The following is a 19,333-nucleotide window of genomic DNA, read 5'->3' on the forward strand; positions in this document are numbered from 1 at the left end:
CCCGGTCAGATCATCGCGATCGGCCGAAGACGGCCCGCGAGATAGTGGGCCCTGCACTCGCCGCGGCGTAGCTTTCCGCTGCTGGTCTTGGGAATCCGCCCCGGCTCGACGAGTATCACCGCGCCCGGCATCACCTCATGCGTAGCGGCGACGACGGTGCGGATGCGACGTGCGAGCACGAAGAACTCAGCGGGCTCGGTGTCGGCCGCGGTGGTGATTTCGGCGACCACCACCAGATCTTCGCGCCGACCGTCGTCATGTCCGAACACCGTCACATGGCCTGGCCGGATTGCTCGGGCGCAGGCCTCCACGGTCATCTCGATGTCGGCGGGATAGTGGTTGCGTCCGTCGACCACGATGACGTCCTTGCGGCGTCCCGCCAGATAGAGCTCGCCCTCGTGTTGGAAGCCGAGGTCGCCGGTGCGCAGCCAACGGCCGCCCTCGCAGGCGAGGGTGGCGCCGAAGGTTTCCTCGGTAGCGTCGGGCCTGCCGAAATAGCCGTCGCACACATTGCTGCCCGTCACCCAGATCTCGCCGACTCGTCCCGGCGGCAGCACCGTCCGTGCGACCGGGTCGACCACCCGCACCGCCTGCCCCGCGGGCGTGCCGCAGCCGACGAGCGGCACACCGTCCTGGATTTCGGCGGTGCCGCCGATGGGCATCGGAACAACACGCCCCTCGGCGAGTGCGCCGCGTTCGAAGTAGCGCCCCAACGGTTCGTCCCGCTGGTCGCAGAGGGTGACCGTCAGAGTGGCCTCGGCCAGGCCGAAGCCGGGGGTGTGCGCGTGATGGTGGAAGCCATACGGGCCGAAGATTCTGGTGAACTCGTTCAGCGCGTCGGCGCGGACCGGCTCGGCGCCGTTGAGCAGAATCGCCAGTCCGGACAGATCGAGGCCGGCCCGCTCCTCGGGCGTTGTGCCCGAAACCGCCAGTACCAGACCGAAATTGGGGCAACCGGTCAGTCCGGCGTGGTAGTCGCTGAGCGCACGCAGCCATCGGATGGGGCGCTTGACGAACTCCGCGGGCGCCAGGGTGACGCCGTGGACGCCGAGCGCGAGCGGCAGAGACAGGCCGAGGATCAGGCCCATGTCGTGGAAGAACGGCAGCCAGGTCACGATCGGCCGGTCCCTTGCCGTGGACAATGCCTGCCGCAGCTGTACGAGCGCCGTCGCCAGGTTCGCGTGCGTCACGCGGACCCCGACGGGGGATCTGGTCGAACCGGAGGTGTATTGCAGGTAGGCGAGGTCATCGCCTATCGGGTCGATGACCGGATAGGCCGCATCCGGCACCGAAACGGTCATATCCGGCGGCAACACCAGTACGCGCCCGGTTGCCTGCCCGAGTGTCGGCGCGCTGACCTCGTCGTGCGCCGACAGCAGCGTGAGCGCGGGCCGGGCATCGGCGAGCACCGCTTGCAACCGTTCTCGATGGCGTTCGGCCGCGGCCGGAAACAACGGGACCGCGACGCGATTGCTGTACAGACACGCCAGAAAGGCCACGGCGTAGTCGATTCCGTGCGCGCAGAGGATGGCCACCCGGTCACCGGGCACGCTTTCTTGTCGTAATCGTGCGGCGAGCACACCCGCGGCGGCATGCAGACTCGCGTAGGTCAGCGTGACCGGCAGGCGTTCCTGCATGCGGAAGCGCAGTTCGGTGAAGGCGTCTTCGTCTGGCCGGGCCGCGGCCCACTCGGCCACGCGGGTCGCAAGGATGTTGCCGAGGGGCCAGTCGGTCACGATGCCCCGCTGGTATTCGTGGCGAACCGATCCTGCAGGGCGGCGCCGAGACAGTTGATGGTGGGGTGCTTGAAGAGTTCGGCCGTGGAGATCCGAATGCGTAGCCGAGCTTCCAGGTTGCGCCGCATCTCGATCGCGAGCAGCGAGCTGAGCCCGAGGTCGTTGAAGTCCGCGGCGGGATCGATGTGCTCAGCGGGCAGATCCAGCGTGCTCGCGAGGACGCGGCGGATGGTGCTGGTCAGCGGTTCGGTGGTGTCCGGTGTTTTCCGCGGCCGATCGGAGTCGGGCCTGCCGTCCACACTCCGCGTCCGAATTGAATTCGTTTGCGGGGCAAGGAGATTCATCAGACGCAGCGCCACCGGTGACGGGTCGGCCGTCGGGGAGTAATCCAGTGCGAGCAGGTACGGGCCGTCATAGCGCAGGGCTTCGGACAGCACGGTCATCCCGCGGCGCACGTCGAACGCCGCGATGCCCGCTCGGCGCAGATAACTCGCACCGCCCGCCGCCGCGGCGAGACCGGAATCCCATACGCCCCAGCCGATGCTGAGAATCCGCCGGCCCGGAGCGGTCGGTGCCAACGAGTCCATGGCCGCGTTCGCGGCAGCGTAGGCGGCCTGACCAGGGGCGCCGAGCGCGCCGGTTGCCGAGGAGAACAGCAGAACGAAGTCGGTGGGGTCCGTCGCGGTGAGCTCGATCAGATTGCCCGCCGCGGTGGCCTTCGGCGAAAGCATCCTGGTCAGCTGTCCCGCCGTGACCGCATCGAACGCGGCATCCTCCAGCGCGCCCGCGGCGTGCACGACGCCACGGATGGTCGAGCCGCATTCGCGGATATCGTGCAGCGCGTTGGCCAGATCGCTCGGGTCGGCGGCATCGCAGCGAACGACGACGATGCGATCCTCCAGACCATCGAGCAGCGCGGGCACCGGACGAGGCGCGCGCGTCAGGACCACGACATCCCGCGCTCCCGCATCGAGCAGCCAGCGCACCGCCACCGAGCCGAGCAACCCCAGTCCGCCGATGACGACATAGGTTCCTCCGGCGTCGATGGTGGCAACGGGCAGCGCGCGAGGTCGTGCGGGCGTGAAGCGCCGAACGGCGATATCACCTGAGTACAGACGCAGTTCGTCGGGAATCGCCAAGTCTCCGGCAGTCGCCAGGCGGCACAGCAGCGGCAAATTTCTCGCGTCGGCGTCCGCCCAGACCAGGCGCACCGCCCGGCCCGTCTCGAGCTGCAGCGAACGCACAAGTCCCGCGATCGCCGCCGGTGCGACCGCTGCTCGCGAGCGGGGTTCGTCCGGCAGTGTGCGGGTGCCGCTGCGGTCCGGCAGCACGATCGTCACAGATGCTGTCCTGTCCTCGGCGTGGACGCGCTGTAGCAGCTCGAGTACCCGTCCGACCGACGTGGCGGCCCCTATCGGCTCGGCTGCTTCGGCGTCGGGCGGCCAGACCACCACCACCGCGGTGGGAGCTGTGCCGCCGCGACCGGTCAGCACGGCGGTGACGATCGCGATCGCTGTGTCGGGTTCACGTGCGATCCGCTCGGTCGGCATATCGGCGTCCAGCGCCTTGGCCAGCCGGACCGCGAGGTCGGAGGCGCCGATCACCAACGCACGCTGCGCGCACGCCTCGCGCGCTCCGCCGAGTCCGACGGACTCCGGATCGCGCGGCTCCCATGTTTCCTGCCGGAACGGCGCGGGCTGCTCGCCGCGCGGTGCCCACTGTGTGCCGACATCCTCCGTGGCACCGGGGTCTGTGTAACGGATGCGCACGCCGGAGAAGGCGAGGCAGGGAACGCCGTACTGGTCGGTGCCGATGACGTCGCCGACGAGTCCGGTTCCGGTCCGCTCCAGAATCAGCGCGTGCACCTCGAGCACGACGCGATTCGGCTCGCTCGACAGCCAGGCGGAGTCCACGCCGACCGGCAGCGGGACCGCCGCGGCGGGCAGGTCATCGAGCACCGCGGCGGCGAGCAGCTGCAGACAAGCGTCCAGGGTTGCGGTGTTGAGCAATTCGGCGGCGTCGAGCAGACCGATGGCCCGCTCGGTGCCCGCGGCGATGCCGCGCAGCGCCCGGAAACGCGGACCGTACTCCAGCTGTCTACGGCGCAGCTCTTCGTAGAAGGCGCCGGTGGCGATGACGCGCATCCGGTGTCGGGCGGCCCGATTTGCGTCCACCACCCGCATCCATGCGACGATGTCCGCGGGTGTGGGGTCACCGGCGGGCCGGGCCGAAGCCAGCGTTCCGGTGCCTGTGACCTCCGCCCGCACACTTGCGTCTGTTCCGTCGCCGCGATACGTGACTTCGGGCAGTGCGCTCGGCTCGCTCCGCTCGTGCACGATGAAGTCGACGAGCGTGGCCGCCGCGGCCGTGTCGCGGGCCAGGCGCAGCAGCCTGCGCAGCCAGAACACGGCGGGCACCGTGGCGAGGCCCTGCACCATGTGATCGGTGAGATCCTCCGCGGCGAAAACGGTTTCGGCCGTTTTCAGGTGCGGAGTCATCGAGACCAGCAAGGGAAACCGCCGCTTGCTCCACCGGCGCGGCGACGGCCCGCTGAAGGGGCCGAGCGCCGACCAATCGACCGGCCTCCCCTCCAGGTACAGCCGGCCCAGACAGGTGAGGAAACCGCCGGCCTCGTCTTCGCGGAGTGCCACGGGGTGCGCGGCGTCGCGAAAGTCCGGATACTCCCGCAGCGCGGAGATCAGCACCGGATGCGGAGCGACTTCGATCACGGTCGAGAACCCGTCCGCGGCCGCGTGTTCCATCGCGGCGGCGAGTTCCACCGTGCCCGCGACATTGTCGGCCCAGTAGTCGCGGTCCATGACCGCGCCGGTGATCTTCTCGCCACGCCGGGCGGTGGAGTACACCGGGACGCGCGGCGCCAACGGCGTGAGTTCGCTCAGTGCCGCGGTGAACGACGGGAGCACGGCGGCGACCTGCGGACTGTGTGCGGCGAAGTCGACCGCGATCGTGCGCGCGAACATATCGCGGCGTCTGGCCCGTCGCACCAGGATGTCGATATAGCGCCGCGTGCCGGAGACAACCACCGACCGGGGGCCGTTGACCGCCGCGATGCCCACTTCGGTGTGCATCGGCTCGACCAGTTTCGCCGCCTCCTCCGGGCCCACCTCCAGCACTGCCATCGCGCCGTGGCCGTCCAGGGGCGCCAGGGCCGCGCTTCGCAGCACCACGACGCGCGCCGCATCGGCGAGGGACAATGCGCCGCTGACGACCGCGCCCGCGATCTCGCCGAGACTGTGTCCGACGACCGCGTCCGGCCGAATCCCCCATGCCGCCAGCAGTTTCGCCAGCGCGACCTGGAAGGCGAAGAGAGCGGGGTGCACCAAATCGGTGGCATGTGCGCCGACAGCTCCCGAAGGCGCGAGCGCGAAGCCATACCGCGGAGTCCAGATTCGCGGTCCACCCGCCGCGACGATGGCGTCGGCAGCCTCGGCGAGTGCGCCGGCGAAAACCGGATACCTCGCCGCCAGCGACCGGCCCATTTTCGGATGCTGGCCGCCCTGCCCGGAGAACAAGAAGAGCACGCCGCCGCGGCGGTGGTTCGTCACGGGACCCAGCGCCGCATCGGCGTCGCCGCGGCCGACGGCGCGAAGCCGATCCACCGCATCGCAGCGGTCGCTCACCAGGACCGCGGCGCGGATCGTCTCTGGAAGTAATCGCGCTGTGGCCGAGACGAACTCGCGCAGTGTCGGGCCGCCGCCGTTGTCCGCGTCCAGCTCGTCGGCCAGCCGCAGAGCGCGCTCACGCAGCTCCGCGTCGTCCCGGGCGGTCAGCGGGATCAGCACCGGCGGCTGGTCGCCACGGTCGTGCCGCCCCGACTCGAACCCGCGCAGCACCACGTGCGCGTTCGTGCCGCCGAACCCGAACGAGCTGACGCCCGCGGCGCGCTCGGATGCGGGTACGTCGCTCCAGTCCACCGGTTCGGTCGGCACCCGCAGTCCACGCTCGGTCAGTTTCAGCAGCGGGTGCTCCGTCCGGAAGTGGATCGTCGGTGCGATCACCCCGTGGTAGATGGACAGCGCGGTCTTCACCATTCCGGTGACCCCGGCGGCGGCCTCGAGATGCCCTATGTTGGATTTCACCGAGCCGATCCAGACCGGATCTCCGGCATCGTCGCCGAGTACCTCGGCGAGCGCGCCGACCTCCACCGCATCACCCAAAGCCGTCCCGGTGCCGTGGCATTCGATGTAGTGGGCACTGCGCGGCGTGAGTCCGGCGCGTGACCAGGCGGCGCGCAGCGTCTCCTGCTGCGCGCGGCCGTTCGGCGCGTACAGGCCGTTCGAGCGTCCGTCCGATCCGACGGCGGTGCCGACGATCTCGGCGTAAACCCGGTTGTTCTCGCGCAGTGCGTCCACGGTGCGCTGCAGGATCACCACCGCGCAGCCGTCGCCGCGGGTGTAGCCGTCCGCAGCGGCGTCGAATGGTGCTGCTCGGCCGCCCGCCGCCAGAAAACCGCTTTCGGCCAGGTAGTTCGAGGTGTGCTCCAGCAGTATGAGATTGACGCCGCCGACGATCGCGAAGGGCACCGTGCTGTCGGCGAGCAGCCGGACCGCGAGGTCTACCGCGGCGAGCGAGGACGAGCAGGCAGTGTCGAGCACCAGGCTCGGCCCGCGTAGATCGAGCACATACGACAATCGGTTGGCGATGATGCTGAGCGCGGAACCGGTGACCGCATACGGTGCGTCGTGGCCCGGCCGGCCGAGCACAGCGATGCCGTGGTCGTAACCGGACGCCCCGAACACCACCGCTGCGCTGGAACCTCGTGCACGATAACCGATTCCGGCGTCGTCGAGCGCCTCGACCGTGACCTCCATCGCGAGCCGCTGCTGCGGATCCATGACGGCGCTCTCCCGATCGGAGATGGCGAACCAGTCATTGTCGAACGACTCGACATCATCGAGGTAGCCGCCGTGCCGGTGGCCACGCCGTCCGGCCGGCGGTGTGGCGGTGGCGTCGCGACCGTCGAGTAGCAGCCGCCAGAAGTCGGTGAGGCGCGCCGCTCCGGGTAGTCGGCAGCCGATGCCGACGATGGAGACGGGTGGATGCGGGCCGCCGGAGTCAGGGGGCGCGGTGCTCATCGCATCGCGAGATACTCGACAAGCTGTTCGATGTCCGGATGGTCGTAGATCGCGGTCAGTGGAACCTCCACTCCCATGGCGTCTTCGAGATGTGCGGTCAGCCTGGCCAACTGGGTGGAGCTCAGGCCGAGATCGGTGAAGGGCGAATCCGTCGACACCGACGTGGCGTCGACACCGAGTAGGTCGGCGACGGCCGAGACGGTGGTACAGGTCAGCGCGGTGCGTCGGCGACAGCCGAGCGAACCGTCATTTTCCTCCGCACCACTACGCCCGTCCGGCAGACTGGGTCGCATCGCGTCCTCCCTACCCGTCTCCCGGTTGCTGTTGTCCACAGAGAACGGTACCTACGCGATTATGCCGGAGAAATCCTTCGGGGCAAGGACGCATTTGCGCTGCCTGCCCGGTCCTTTCCCGAAGCGGGTGATCGCTTACGGTGGCACCGTGACCGAACCGGACAGCGGTGCCCGAGCCCGCGCCGAGCGCACCCCGACCCTGCCCACCGTATTGCGCTGCTGCGCCGCGCTGGCCGCCACGCCGGGCCGGTTGCTGCGTCCGCGCCGCCCAGATACCGCACTGCTGGCAAACCTCGAGGTGACGCCACTTCCCTCGGCGAGCGCAGCCGTACGGCTCACCGTGCTGACACAGGCCACCATGTCGGCGCCGACCACCATCGTGGCCGAGGGCGTGCGCAGCCTGCGTGAGATGCGGCTGTCGATGGCGGCGTTCCTGGTCGAGCATCCCGAGGCGCGCTTCCTGGTCGATCCGGCGTTGTGCGCGGGCGTGCACGAGCGGGTAATTCCCGAACTCCCGTTCCCGGTTCCGCTGCTCGTCGCACCGGACAAGCCGGTGCTCGGCCTGTCCGACGCGCTCGCCGCCCGCGATGTCGCGGGCTCCGACATCGACTTCGTGGTGCCGACCCATCTGCACTGGGATCATGTGTCGGGTCTACTGGAGTTGCCGCCGTCGGTCGACATTCGTTTGCCCGCAGTGGAATACGACTGGGCAATGGGTGGCTCGCACGCCCCGATCGGCGTGGCGCGCGGTCCGCTGCGGAATCGGTCCTTCGACCGCTTCGAATTGAATGGCCCGCCGGTGCTGAGTTTTCCCCGCAGCAAGGATCTGTTCGGCGACGGTTCTGTGCTGCTGGTGGATCTCGCGGGCCATACCCCGGGCAGCATCGGCGTGTTGCTCGCGGTGGACGACGGCAGCCGGGTGCTGTTGGCGGGTGACGCCGTCTGGAGCAAGTTGCAGGTCGATCTGCTGCGCGAGAAGGCGCCGATGCCCGGCCGCCTGTTCGACGCCGACCGGGATGCCGCCTTCGCCACGATCCACCGCCTGCACGCGCTGCCCGACGGCATCGAACTGATCGCTGGTCACGACTACGCGGCCGTCACCGCGCGCGCGTCCAGGTAAGCGGAGCCGTCAGCTGACGACGGTTTCCCCGAGGAGGGCGGTGATCAGCTCCTCGGCCGCGGCGACCATCCGGGTGATCAGCTCGCGATGTCGTGGATCAGGCCGACCAGATGCCCGCTTCGAGGTCGCCCTCCTCGAACACGCGGCGCCCGCGCGCACCCGAGACCGGATCCCGCACGGCGTCGAAGGTGCCTCCAGCCTTCTCGATCTCGACGACCTTGCGGCTGATCTCGTTGTCCGCGACGCGCGCTGTGTTGGTGTGGAAGACGAGTTGGGTGTCGCGCGCGGAGTTCGCGAGGATCCTTCCGCGGTATTGCGCTTCTCCTATGCCTTCGCGCCGGTCCGCGCGAAGGCCTCGATGGTGACACGCGGATCGCCGTGCACACACCTCATAAGTAAGCCCAGGTTCGCATATTTAGTGACCTGCACTGTGATTGTCTCTGCGTGAAAATAGCGCGGATACGCGATTAATACCAGGTAGAGTGCGCTATTTCTGCCGCGATTTCGGCTTGTCTGATTAACGCGGATTCATTGCTCGAACTCTTGCTGCACGATTAAGTTAGTTGTTATTCTGCTCTCGATTCAGTCTGTCACCGCCGTCGGATGTCCCGACGGCTCCGGTGGCGGTCCGAGAGGAGTCGTGGCATGACCACCGATGCGGCAGCGCTCGACGAGCCGATGAGGTCGCGACGTAACCACTGGAACAACCAGATCGCGGTGCACGCGCAGATGCGCCCGGACGCGGTCGCGGTGCGATTCCGTGGCGTGGACACCACCTGGCGGCAGCTGCGCGAGCGGTCGCTGAAATTCGCCGATGGGCTCGCACGCCGCGGCGTCGGCTTCGGCGACCGCGTCCTGATCCTCGCGCTGAACTACCCCGAATACCTGGAGGCGGTGTTCGGCATCAACGCGCTCGGTGCCATCGTGGTCCCGGTCAACTTCCGGCTCACGCCGCCCGAGGTCGCCTACATCGTGAGCGACAGTGGCGCCAAGGCGGTCGTCACCGACACCTTGCTGCAGCCGCTGGCCACCGCGATGCAGGCGCAAGCGCGCACTCTGACGACCTGCGTGGTGATCGGCGGCAAGTCCGGTGACGGCGTGATCGGCTTCGACGACCTGCTCGCCGAAGCGGGTGAACCGCACATCCCGCTGGACCTTCCCGAGGACACTCCGAGTCTGATCATGTACACCTCGGGTACCACGGGCAGCCCGAAGGGCGCGGTACTGACCTACGCGAACATGAACGCCCAGGCGCTCACCTGCGTCCGGGCCCTTGCGCTGGAACCGGATTCGGTCGTGCTGTGCAGCTCACCACTGTTCCACATCGCCGGACTCGGCAGTGTCGCACCGGCTTTCCTGCTCGGCTCGAAAACCGTGCTGCACCCGCTCGGCGCGTTCGACGCCGGTGAGTTCCTCGACGCATTGGAGTGCGAACAGGCCACCTCGGCCTTCTGCGTCCCCGCGCAGTGGCAGCTGGTCTGCGATCACCCGACCGTGAAAGACCGCAAGCTCGCGCTCGAGGTGCTCAGCTGGGGCGCGGCACCCGCGTCGGACACCGTGCTGCGTGCTATGGCGGACTGCTTTCCGAACGCGTTCAACGTCGCGGTGTTCGGCCAGACCGAGATGTCGCCGATTACCTGCGTGCTGGAGGGCAAGGACGCGATCCGTAAATTCGGTTCGGTCGGCAAACCCATCCCGACCATCCAGGCGCGCGTCGTGGACGACGAGATGAATGACGTCCCGCTGGGCGAGGTGGGCGAGATCGTCTATCGCGGACCAACTCTCATGCAGGGCTACTGGAACAAGCCGGAGGCCACCGCGGGCGCGTTCGCGGGCGGGTGGTTCCACTCCGGCGACCTTGTCCGCCAGGACGAGGAGGGCTTCGTCTATGTGGTGGACCGCAAGAAGGACATGATCATCTCCGGCGGCGAGAACATCTACTGCGCCGAGGTGGAGAACGTGCTCTTCGCGCACCCGAAGATCCGGGAGGCCGCGGTGGTGGGCCGCTCGCACGAGAAGTGGGGTGAGGTGCCGGTCGCGGTCGTCGCACTGCGCGATCCGGACGACGAGCTGACCCTGGCCGAGTTGGCGCCGTTCCTCAACGAGAACCTGGCCCGCTACAAGCATCCCAAAGACCTGGTGCTGGTGCCAGAGCTGCCCCGCAACGCCAGCGGAAAAGTCGTGAAAACGCAGCTGCGCAATGATTATTCGTCCTGATCGCTCGTTTGTTTCACGTGAATCGAACTCCAGTGAGCGACCACGGATGCGTAAAGTCGGCAGATGGCGATTCAAGGTATCCGCGCCGCCGTGCTGGCGCTGCACTGGCAGGTGAATGTCATTCGGCCGGAGGGCTTTTTCGGTCCGCTGCTCGCCGCCCCCGTGGCCGCCAGTGGCGTGGTGCCCCGTGCGGCAAACTTCCATACCGCGGCGCGCGCGCTCCAGCTGCCGGTGGTCTTCACCCGGTTCACCATCCCGATCGGTGAGGGTGAACTCGTGCGCAACACTGGCTTCATGCGTTCGGTCGGTGCGGCGCAGACCGAGTTCCGGCCGGATTCGGCTGGCACCGCGATCATTTCGGAAATGGCGGCACAGCCGACGGAAGTATTCGACAACCAGAAGCTGTCCGGTCTGGCGGGCAGCAAACTTCCGGACTGGTTGGCGGACCGGGGCATCGAGACACTCTTCATCACGGGAGTGGCGACCAATCTCACCGTCGAGCAGACCGCGAGGCACGGCACCGATCTCGGGTTCACGGTGCATCCCGTGGCCGACTGCGTGGCCGCGGCCGGCGCGGGAGTGCACGAAGCGGCGTTGACCAACCTCGAACTCGTCACAGCGGGCAGTGTGACCGCGTCACACGCGCTCGAACTCGTCGGAAGTCGGTGAGGCCCGCCGCCGACGGCTGGTCGTCTGGAACGTCGATGCGGCCGGATAGCGCGCACGGGCGGCGCGCTCGGCGGCGGGTGAGCTGTTCGTGGTTCCAAAAGAGTGCGGCATCGGCCGGTCGCCGACGACACCGCGCAGGTGCTTCCGATCGAGCGCCGCGAGACCGCGCAGTACGGAAACTAGATCAGATCCTTCGCCGCCAGCCAGCGCATGGTCGGCCAGCCGCAGAACACCGGAAGCCAGCAGGTGAGCACGCGGTACAGCAGCACGGCGGGTACCGCGATGCCCGCTGGCAGGCCGAAGGCGGCGAGACCACCGATCAGCGCGGCCTCGACCGCGCCCACACCGCCAGGGGTGGGCGCCGCCGAGGCCAGCGTGCCGCCGATCATGGTGACGATGGTGACGGTGACGAAGGTCGTGCCGCCGCCGAATGCCTGCACACTGGCCCACAGTGCGCCGGCGAAGCCGAGGGTGATCGCCGCGCAGCCGAGGATGATCACCGAGAACCGCTTGGGATCGCGCGCGAGGTCGGCGAGTTCGCCGAGCACCTCCTGCAATTGCGGACGGACCGAAGTGTTCAGCCACCGGCGCAATTTCGGCACGAACATGAAGGTGCCCACAATGCCGACGCCGACACCGGCGAGCAGATACAGCACCGTGGCGTCGGGGACGAAGTGCGAGAGATCCGTCGAGGTGCCCGCCGCGATGCTGAACACGACGAGCAGGCTGACGTGGGTGATCACCTGCACGGCTTGCTGTAGCGCCACGGCGGCGGTGGCCCGTACCGCGCCGATGCCGCCCTTCTGCAGGAAACGCACACTCAACGCGAGCCCGCCGACGCGAGCCGGGGTGGTTGTCGCGGCGAAGGTGTTGGCGATCTGCATGATCACCAGATTCCGGAAGCTCACCGCGCCGGACGCGCAGGCCCACAGCGCCGCCGCCGCACCGAGATAGGTCAGCCCCGACACCGCGAGCCCGAACAGCGCCCACCACCAGCTGGCCGTCTTCAGCTGAGTAAAGAAGGTCGGTACCGCGCTGATGAACGGATAGGCGACGTACACAAGGCCGATCAGCAGCACCAGCTGGATGATCTGGTTGCGGGAGAAACGGGTGATCTGCTCGGCCTCGATCCGGTCCTGCCCGGTCTGCTTGCGCACTTCGTCGCGGGCCCCGGATAGCGCGGCCTTCCACTCCGGGACCGCCTTGCGGATCCCGAGCGGTATGGCGGACTTGGTCAATCGGCTCGCCGCGGTGAGTACTCGCTGCTCACCGAGCGTATCGATGGCCGCGCGCACGGCGGGTTCCTTGCCGAAGACCGCGGTTGTCGCGACGAGCAACTGGGCGACGTCCGACTGCATCTGCTTGTCCGACGCGCCGAACTCGGCGCTGTCGAAGCCGCCGAACACGGTGCTGCCGTCCACGATGCGAATGTCGGTCGGTCGGAGGTCGCCATGTGAGATCTTGCCCCGGTGCAGGGTATCCAGCGCCTGCCACACGCTGGGCAGTACGTCGCCGGATACTTCGGCGATCGGCGTGCCCCGCGGTTGGGTGTGCGCGAAGAGCACCCAGCCGCGCGAGAGCGCCGCGACCGCGACCTGGGTGCAGCTGGCCAGTCCGAGGTCGCCGATGGCGATCGCCATGAGCGCGCGATGCTCCACCGCGCGATGCATGGATCCGTGCAGCGCGGCGGTTTCGCTGGTACGGAAGGTGAGCCAGCGCCACAGCTGGTGCAGCGCGCCGAAGCTACGCTGGTTCTTGCCGTACATTTCGACGATCAGCTCGCGTTCCGGGCCGTCGATGGCCGCCGCGAGCACCAGCGGTCCACGTCCCGCCGGATGCAACACGGTGAACCCGGTCACCGTGTGCCCGCGCTCGGCGAGCACCCGGACGGCGGCGTCGAGCGGGACTTCCAGCGCGGGTGTGCCGACCACGAGCACGATCACCGCGCCGACGAGCCAGCCGACCGCAAGGCCGAACATCGCCCGCGCGGGCACCACGCTGCTGACCACCAGGTGAATCGGCGCGAACGCGAGGAGCAGGAACCACAGCCAGCGCCGCGGTCGGGTGGGCAGCCACGGGCTGGAGACGGTGAGCACGGCCGCGAGCATCGCGATCCAGCGCGGGTCATCCAGGAACTGGGAGAGGAACGTGTCCAATCGGTCCGGCACCTGCCGGTGCCACTTCGGCGTGGACAGCCCGGTGCCGGTGATGGACAGCAGCAGCCCGGCGACCAGCCCGGCCGCGGCATAGCCTGCCAGCAGCTTCCACTGCCTGCTGATGACCAGCTCGATCAGGATCGCGAACGGCAGGGCCAGGATCGCCATGCCGTAGACCAGGTACACCAGGTTCGACTGGTCGGGATTGAGGAAGCCGACGATATTGGAGACCGAGCGCTCCAGGGCAAGCCATTCCGGCCGGGTGATCAGCGACGCCGCGATGACGACCGCGACCCACAGCGCCGCGATGACGACACGGACGATGTCACTTGTCCGACGGATCAGCGGCTGTAGCAGGCTGCCTGTGACCGGGATCTCCCGCCCGTCGACTCGCATGTCTTCTCCGCCTCTCCGGGTCTTCGGGCCGTACTGGTCGGGTGGCGCAGGATTTGCGTTCAGTCCTGCGTGGGGTGCCACTCGTGTTCTGGGCGTACCCGGCGAGTTACCCATGTGCGTACGAGATCAGTAGTTACGTTCGAAGGACGATACTGGCCAGCGCACTTGTCGAAGTTCGCGGAGATCCCACCGGTGTCGTGGCTCGGCGACACATTGTGCCCGATGTCACTACGTCCGAGATTGATCCTCACACTGGTGTGAGGATCAAGCATGGGGGCATGGACAACGAACTCTTCGACTACAGCCCGATCGTCGACCGCGCGCCGCTGCACTGGCCAGGCGGCGCCAGGGTGGCGTTCTATGTCGGTCTCAACGTCGAGCACTACCAAGTGGACCGCCCGTCCACGAGCATTTTTTCCGGCACCGCGGGACTCGCGCCCGATCCGCTGAACTACGGTTGGCGCGATTACGGACCGAGGGTCGGTATCTGGCGGGTGATCGAAGTGCTCGACCGGCATGGCCTCCGAGCCAGCGTATTGCTCAATTCCGAGGTCGCCGAGCGCAATCCGCAGATAATCGCGGCGGGCGTCCTGCGGAACTGGGCGTGGCTGGCGCACGGCAAGAACAACTCGATCTTCCAGGCCGACATGTCGGTGGATGAGGAGCGCGCCTATCTCGCCGACCTCGTCGCCACCATCGAACGGGCGACCGGCCGCAGGCCGCGTGGCTGGATGGGGCCCGCGCTCACCGAGACGTTCCACACCCCGCGGCTGCTCGCCGAACTCGGGTTGAACTACGTGCTCGACTGGACCAACGACGACCAGCCGTACCGGCTGAATGTGCCGGGTGTGCTCAGCGTTCCCTACTCGGTGGAGCTCAACGACAACACATTGTTCCTGGGCAAGGCCACCAGCGGCCCGGATTTCGTGCGGATCGTCGAGGACCAGCTTGACCAGCTCTACGCCGAGTCGGCCGACAGCGGCCGCGTGATGGCCCTTGCCCTGCACCCGTTCGTTATCGGGCAGGCATTCCGGATCAAATACCTCGACCAGGCGCTCGATGCCGTGGCGAACCACCCCGGCGTCTGGTTGACGACCAGCGACGAGATCGCCGAACACTACGCGGGCGCATCGGGTCTTGCCGAATCCACGCGATCCGACGACCATCAGTTCAGTTAGCCGATGCTCCCACCGCCGCGAGCTGGAGCCGCCGCGCAACAAGCAGGCTGTCGACCCGGAACTCGAGCGGCGCTGTGGACACTGTCCGAGCAGGTCACGGGTATCGGATCGACCGGATAACAGACGAATCGCTCAGTACGATTCGGCGTCGAGCCCGACTCGGCGTTTTTCGGCCGTCTCGTCCGGCTCGAGGCCGACCCCGAAAACGCCACCGGACAGGCTGCTCGCGTCCAGCTCGACGATCGCCTGTGCGACTCGCTCGGTGGGCACTATGGCGGGAAAGCTGTTGGGCGCGATGGCGTTCACCCGTACGCCGAACTCCGCGAACTCGGCGGCGACACCGCGGGTCAGGTGATCGAGCGCGGCCTTCGACGCCGAATACACCGTCTGTCCGGGGTACACCTCGGAGCCGGAGATGCTGGAGACGTTGACGATATTGCGGTTGCGCGCGCGGTTCTCGTAGTCCGTGTGTAGCCAGGAGCGTTGCGCGAGTCGTGCTGAAAACCGCAGCGGGACACCGACATTCAGTGTGAAATGCGGGTCGAACTGTTCCAGTGCCGCGTCGCCGTCGACGATGCCGCGCGGGTGCAGCCGCACCTGCGCGGCATTGTTCACCAGCAGATCGACCTGGCCGAACCGGGCCAGCGCCAAGTCCACCACGCGCTCGACCTCCCCCGCCTGGGTCAGGTCGGCGCGTACCACGAAAATGCGTGACTCGTTCTCCGGCACCGGCGTTTTCGGCGCCAGTGGATCTACGTACCACTCCCACTGCGACGGTGCGGCGGGCGTGCGCGTGCGGCACACGGCCACGATGTCGTAGTCCCGATAGTAGGCGCGGCAGAAGGCGTCACCCAGTGTGCCGCTCGCGCCGGTGAGCAGGCAGACGCGGCGTTCACCAGTGGACAATCCGATCTCCTCCCCAGCGCTGCTCGGCGTCCGCTCGTGTGCGGTGGACCCACATCACCACGCTGTTGCGGTCTTTGGCGTTGTTGCCCGCGAAGGTGTGCCAGCTGCGCGGCGTGACCTCGAACAGGACGAGCGAATTGTCCAGCGGCGGAACGAGGGTCACCGAAGGCAGCGCATTCCCGTCCGCGACGTGGTCGTAGAGGGCGGTCTCGCCGCCGTCGCCCGGTGCCCAACCCGGGTTTCCGAGATAGAACAGCACCGCGACGGCGCGCACGGTCTCCCGCGCGACCACGTCCGGGGCGTGAGCCCCGGTCTTGGTATCCACCGTGCCGTCCGGCACCCGCACCTCGTCGGGCCCGGGCGGTTCTCCGTGAAACCAGGCCGGATTCAAGTCGTTGTGCGGCCAGCCGAACGGGCTGCCCGGCGCGTGATGGTGCACCGACCCCTCGATATCACCGGTCGCCTCGACCCCGCCGAGCTGGGCGACCAGGTTGTGCCACTCCCGCGAGGTGAATACCGCGAGCGGGCCGTCGCGCAGCTCGGCCAGTCGGATCCCGTCGGCGCTGTAGCCCTCGGCGATCGGCCCGAAGATCTCGGGGCGCTCGCGGCGCACCCGGTCCAGCTGGTCGGTCAGCCGCTGATAGAACTCGGGAACGAAGACGTCGCGGGCGTACACGTGCGGGAACGGCTGAACGCGGCGAATCCAACGCCGGTGCGCGAACAATTCCGAGAACCATTGCGGAACCGACTCGGTTGTCACCACCACCGCCATCACTCCCTCCCGGTCGAACCCTTCGGATCATATTGCCCGCACCTGGGGATGTGCGGGCGGGCATCCGCGCTGGGAGAATCGCGGGGTGAGCGGTGACCTGCGTGTGTGTTTCGTCGGAGATTCGTTCGTCGCCGGTGTCGGCGACCCACGCTGCCTCGGCTGGGCAGGCCGTCTCGCGGCCATGTCCCACGCGGAGGGCATGCCGCTCACCGCCTACAACCTGGGGGTGCGCAGACAGACGTCCGCGGAGATCCTCGCCCGCTGGCATGCCGAGTGCGCTCCCCGGCTCCCCGAGGGCGTGGACGCCAGGGTGGTGCTGTCGTTCGGCGTGAACGACGCCACGCAGGAGAACGGCCGTCCACGTACGACCCCGGAGGAGTCGGTGGCCAATCTGGCGAAGCTGCTCGAGCGGGCCGCCGAACACGGCTGGCCGGTGCTGATGGTCGCGCCGCCGCCGATCGACGACGCCGAACACAATGTCCGCACCGCGGCGCTCGACGAGCGGTTCGCGCGGACCTGCGCGACGGCGCAAGTACCGTACATTCGCATCCACCAACAGCTGCGCGCGAACCCGGTGTGGGCTGGCGAGGTACGTGCAGGCGACGGCGCGCATCCGCGCGCGGCGGGCTACGAGGAGATGACGGCGCTGATCGCACCGTCGTGGCGGGAGTGGTTGGCGCGCTGATCTTTTCGACGCTCACGAGCCCAGGGTTCCAGTGCCCGTGCGCCGGTGTCGCTCCGCGGCTACCTCCGCCGGTCGTGTTCGTCGGGGTCGGCGGCGAGGTCTTCCCAGAACTCGACGTATGCCTGCTCGTGCAGGATGCCGAGCCGGAGGATGCGTGCCCTCGATGCCGCCCGGCTTCGATCGGTCCGGTCTATCTCGGCGTGCAGTGATCGATAGAGATCGAGCAGGCGGCGATGTTCCGCGGCCTGGCTTTCGGCGAGCGCCACCACATTTCGTGGGGCGCCGAGATCGGCGAAGAAGAGTTTGAGCTGCGCCGGGTCACGGGTCTCCGCGGGCGGACTCTTCGGGTCGCCGAGCCAACGCTTCAGTTCGGCCCGGCCCATGTCGGTCAGATGGAAGAGTCGCCGCCGCCGCCCTCCCTGCTCGGCCTCCTCGTTGAGCAGGCCATGCTCGGCCAGACGCACGGGAATTCGATACAGCTGCGCGTGCGGCACAGGCCAGAAGTAGTCGACGCTCTTCTCGAGTTCGGCCTTGAGCTCGTATGGGGTGAGCGGCCCGTGCCGGGCGATCAACCCGAGCACGATGTGGTCCTGCGGTCCGAGTTCCGGCATAGTGCCCCTCACTCCCGTTGACACCGTATCACTGAGACTATAGGTTAATGTCAGTGGTACCGTATCACTGAGACTATTAGGGAGTGATGATGCGCGATTTCGGCATAGACCTCTTCGACCGATGGACCGCGATGTGGAACGGTGACCTGGCGCTCGCCGACCAGATCATGGCCCCCGAGTTCACGCTGCGCTACGCCCAGCCCGGCGCCACCGTCTATGACGACATCCACCACCCGCGGGCCCTCGCCACCCAGATCGCCACCTCGCGTGAGTCGATCCCCGGCCTTCGCTTCGCCCCCCAGGGTGACGCAGTCATCGAGATGGACGACGCCCGAACAGGTTTCGTTGCCCGCCCCTATGGAGCACAATTCACCGGCGCGGGCGGCGCACCTGTAGCCGTCAGCGGAACCGACATCCTACGCACAACCAACGGTGTCATCACCGAGGTCTGGTCGGTATCCGGCGGACTCGGCGGCCGCAGCTTCTACTGACGCGCTCATCAGCGCACGGGGAAGTCGAAGTAGGTCTGTGGGAAGGGCTCTCCCTTCAGGGTGAAATGCCACCATTCCTCGGCGAGGCCGGCGAACCCATGTTCGTCCATCAGATTTGTCAGAAGCGTGCGGAGTGCTCGTTGGGTGCCGCCGACGGCCGGGGTTGCGGTGTGTGCCAAGGGGTCGAAGCAGTCGTAGCCGGTGCCGAAATCGAGGATGTTGTCGTGGAACCGCTGATCGGCGGGGAGGAAGCATTCGCGTAGCGGATCACCGTCTCGATACTGTTCGGGCGCGGCCGCGGGCAGCGCGACGATTGCGAGATCCACTGTGCTTCCGCGACTGTGACCGGACTTCTCGGCGATGTAGCCGTCCCGGAGCAGGTTCGCCTTGTCCACGCTGGGGTAGAACTCTCTCTGCATCTTCACGTCACCGAGATCTTTCGCCCACGCTACAAAGCGATCGACGGCACGTTGCGGGCGGTAACAGTCGAAGGTCTTCAGCGTGAGGTTCATCGGCCGCAGCTCCTGCTGCACCCGCGCCAGAGCCGCCGCCGCCTGCCGAGTCAACAGACAGTGGGGTGCCTCGTAGCCGGTAACCCTGGTGCCGAGGAAGTTGTGCTGCCCGAAATAGCGAGCCTCGACCATGATCGTCGGATCGACATCTGTGATCGAAACGAATGCCGCCTCACCTGTCACCGGCGTATCGGCATGACGCTCCGCCCCGCAAGCCGCGATCATCATCACCACCGAACAGGCCAGCGCCAGCGAGCCGAGGCGCTGGAACGACGGAACAAAACGCATGGTTCTCCTCGCGATTCAGGCTTGCACTCAACCGCTCTCAGAACGTGGCTTACCGACGAAGTCGAGCACGTCACGATCATTGTTGTGCGAGAACGCTACCGGTGGCAGGCGCTGTCGAGTGTGGTACCGCGGGATAGGAGATCGGCTATGCCACGCTGCTGCACCGGCAGTGTGACAGTGGTGTAGTACCGCACAGTAGGGCTTAGG

15 protein-coding genes are annotated in these 19,333 nt (G+C 67.7%); 6 read left to right on the top strand and 9 right to left on the bottom strand.

The features are described 5' to 3' along the window. Positions 1–5: 5 nt before the first annotated feature. The 3 genes from AB0H00_RS01060 to AB0H00_RS01070 are packed head-to-tail and all read right to left on the bottom strand — an operon-like array spanning position 6 to position 7,125. Positions 6–1,736, bottom strand: a complete 1,731-nt coding sequence (locus AB0H00_RS01060; protein WP_357258825.1) for a fatty acyl-AMP ligase — start codon at positions 1,734–1,736, stop codon at positions 6–8. Beyond that, positions 1,733–6,832: an SDR family NAD(P)-dependent oxidoreductase gene (locus AB0H00_RS01065; protein WP_357258827.1), complete on the bottom strand. Its 5,100-nt coding sequence runs from the start codon at positions 6,830–6,832 to the stop codon at positions 1,733–1,735. Before AB0H00_RS01065 ends, AB0H00_RS01060 begins: the two co-directional genes overlap by 4 nt. Then, on the bottom strand, positions 6,829–7,125 hold the full coding sequence (locus tag AB0H00_RS01070) for an acyl carrier protein (protein WP_357258830.1): 297 nt from the start codon (positions 7,123–7,125) through the stop codon (positions 6,829–6,831). The genes AB0H00_RS01065 and AB0H00_RS01070 overlap by 4 nt, the downstream gene beginning before the upstream one ends. A 148-nt stretch (positions 7,126–7,273) precedes the next feature. Between AB0H00_RS01070 and AB0H00_RS01075 the strand changes: the two genes are divergently transcribed. Beyond that, complete coding sequence (locus AB0H00_RS01075; RefSeq protein ID WP_357258833.1) at positions 7,274–8,245, top strand: MBL fold metallo-hydrolase; 972 nt, start codon at positions 7,274–7,276, stop codon at positions 8,243–8,245. A 97-nt stretch (positions 8,246–8,342) separates the two neighbouring features. On the opposite strand, the gene AB0H00_RS01080 is transcribed toward AB0H00_RS01075, so the two are convergent. Continuing rightward, a complete protein-coding gene (locus AB0H00_RS01080; protein WP_357258835.1) occupies positions 8,343–8,633 on the bottom strand; it encodes a hypothetical protein in 291 nt (96 codons plus the stop codon). Positions 8,634–8,890: 257 nt separating this feature from the next. Between AB0H00_RS01080 and fadD5 the strand changes: the two genes are divergently transcribed. Together fadD5 and AB0H00_RS01090 are read left to right on the top strand one after the other, a co-directional pair. After that, positions 8,891–10,462 carry a fatty-acid--CoA ligase FadD5 gene (gene fadD5, locus AB0H00_RS01085; RefSeq protein WP_357258838.1) on the top strand — a complete coding sequence of 524 codons (1,572 nt, stop codon included), beginning with the start codon at positions 8,891–8,893 and terminating at the stop codon, positions 10,460–10,462. Positions 10,463–10,525: 63 nt separating this feature from the next. Beyond that, positions 10,526–11,131: a cysteine hydrolase gene (locus tag AB0H00_RS01090; RefSeq protein ID WP_357258841.1), complete on the top strand. Its 606-nt coding sequence runs from the start codon at positions 10,526–10,528 to the stop codon at positions 11,129–11,131. 179 nt (positions 11,132–11,310) lie between these two features. On the opposite strand, the gene AB0H00_RS01095 is transcribed toward AB0H00_RS01090, so the two are convergent. Continuing rightward, positions 11,311–13,683, bottom strand: coding sequence for a flippase-like domain-containing protein (locus AB0H00_RS01095; RefSeq protein ID WP_357258844.1), 2,373 nt, complete (start codon positions 13,681–13,683; stop codon positions 11,311–11,313). A gap of 278 nt (positions 13,684–13,961) precedes the next feature. On the opposite strand from AB0H00_RS01095, the gene AB0H00_RS01100 reads away from it, so the two are divergent. Continuing rightward, positions 13,962–14,861 (top strand): polysaccharide deacetylase family protein, encoded by a 900-nt coding sequence (locus AB0H00_RS01100; RefSeq protein WP_357258846.1) that lies wholly within the window; start codon positions 13,962–13,964, stop codon positions 14,859–14,861. 132 nt (positions 14,862–14,993) lie between these two features. Here AB0H00_RS01100 and AB0H00_RS01105 read toward each other — a convergent pair whose 3' ends face one another. Beyond that, positions 14,994–15,767, bottom strand: coding sequence for an SDR family oxidoreductase (locus AB0H00_RS01105; protein ID WP_357258849.1), 774 nt, complete (start codon positions 15,765–15,767; stop codon positions 14,994–14,996). Continuing rightward, a complete protein-coding gene (locus AB0H00_RS01110; protein ID WP_357258852.1) occupies positions 15,754–16,533 on the bottom strand; it encodes a 2OG-Fe(II) oxygenase family protein in 780 nt (259 codons plus the stop codon). Before AB0H00_RS01110 ends, AB0H00_RS01105 begins: the two co-directional genes overlap by 14 nt. A gap of 91 nt (positions 16,534–16,624) precedes the next feature. Between AB0H00_RS01110 and AB0H00_RS01115 the strand changes: the two genes are divergently transcribed. Further along, on the top strand, positions 16,625–17,224 hold the full coding sequence (locus AB0H00_RS01115; RefSeq protein WP_357258855.1) for a GDSL-type esterase/lipase family protein: 600 nt from the start codon (positions 16,625–16,627) through the stop codon (positions 17,222–17,224). A 59-nt stretch (positions 17,225–17,283) separates the two neighbouring features. On the opposite strand, the gene AB0H00_RS01120 is transcribed toward AB0H00_RS01115, so the two are convergent. Then, positions 17,284–17,835: a PadR family transcriptional regulator gene (locus AB0H00_RS01120; RefSeq protein ID WP_357258858.1), complete on the bottom strand. Its 552-nt coding sequence runs from the start codon at positions 17,833–17,835 to the stop codon at positions 17,284–17,286. Positions 17,836–17,921: 86 nt separating this feature from the next. On the opposite strand from AB0H00_RS01120, the gene AB0H00_RS01125 reads away from it, so the two are divergent. Beyond that, positions 17,922–18,326: a nuclear transport factor 2 family protein gene (locus tag AB0H00_RS01125; protein ID WP_357260346.1), complete on the top strand. Its 405-nt coding sequence runs from the start codon at positions 17,922–17,924 to the stop codon at positions 18,324–18,326. An 8-nt stretch (positions 18,327–18,334) separates the two neighbouring features. Here the strand turns inward: AB0H00_RS01125 and AB0H00_RS01130 are convergent, their stop codons facing one another. Further along, positions 18,335–19,126, bottom strand: coding sequence for a M15 family metallopeptidase (locus AB0H00_RS01130; protein ID WP_357258861.1), 792 nt, complete (start codon positions 19,124–19,126; stop codon positions 18,335–18,337). Positions 19,127–19,333: the final 207 nt, after the last annotated feature.

Origin of the sequence: Nocardia sp. NPDC023852, from assembly GCF_040639505.1 — a bacterium.
Lineage (GTDB): Bacteria > Actinomycetota > Actinomycetes > Mycobacteriales > Mycobacteriaceae > Nocardia.

Bases quoted from the DNA above. Each gene is read 5' to 3' on its own strand.
- AB0H00_RS01065 (WP_357258827.1), bottom strand. From the start codon at position 6,832: ATGAGCACCGCGCCCCCTGACTCCGGCGGCCCGCATCCACCCGTCTCC.
- AB0H00_RS01070 (WP_357258830.1), bottom strand. From the start codon at position 7,125: ATGCGACCCAGTCTGCCGGACGGGCGTAGTGGTGCGGAGGAAAATGAC.
- fadD5 (WP_357258838.1), top strand. From the start codon at position 8,891: ATGACCACCGATGCGGCAGCGCTCGACGAGCCGATGAGGTCGCGACGT.
- AB0H00_RS01090 (WP_357258841.1), top strand. From the start codon at position 10,526: ATGGCGATTCAAGGTATCCGCGCCGCCGTGCTGGCGCTGCACTGGCAG.
- AB0H00_RS01095 (WP_357258844.1), bottom strand. From the start codon at position 13,683: ATGCGAGTCGACGGGCGGGAGATCCCGGTCACAGGCAGCCTGCTACAG.
- AB0H00_RS01100 (WP_357258846.1), top strand. From the start codon at position 13,962: ATGGACAACGAACTCTTCGACTACAGCCCGATCGTCGACCGCGCGCCG.
- AB0H00_RS01120 (WP_357258858.1), bottom strand. From the start codon at position 17,835: ATGCCGGAACTCGGACCGCAGGACCACATCGTGCTCGGGTTGATCGCC.
- AB0H00_RS01125 (WP_357260346.1), top strand. From the start codon at position 17,922: ATGATGCGCGATTTCGGCATAGACCTCTTCGACCGATGGACCGCGATG.
- AB0H00_RS01130 (WP_357258861.1), bottom strand. From the start codon at position 19,126: ATGCGTTTTGTTCCGTCGTTCCAGCGCCTCGGCTCGCTGGCGCTGGCC.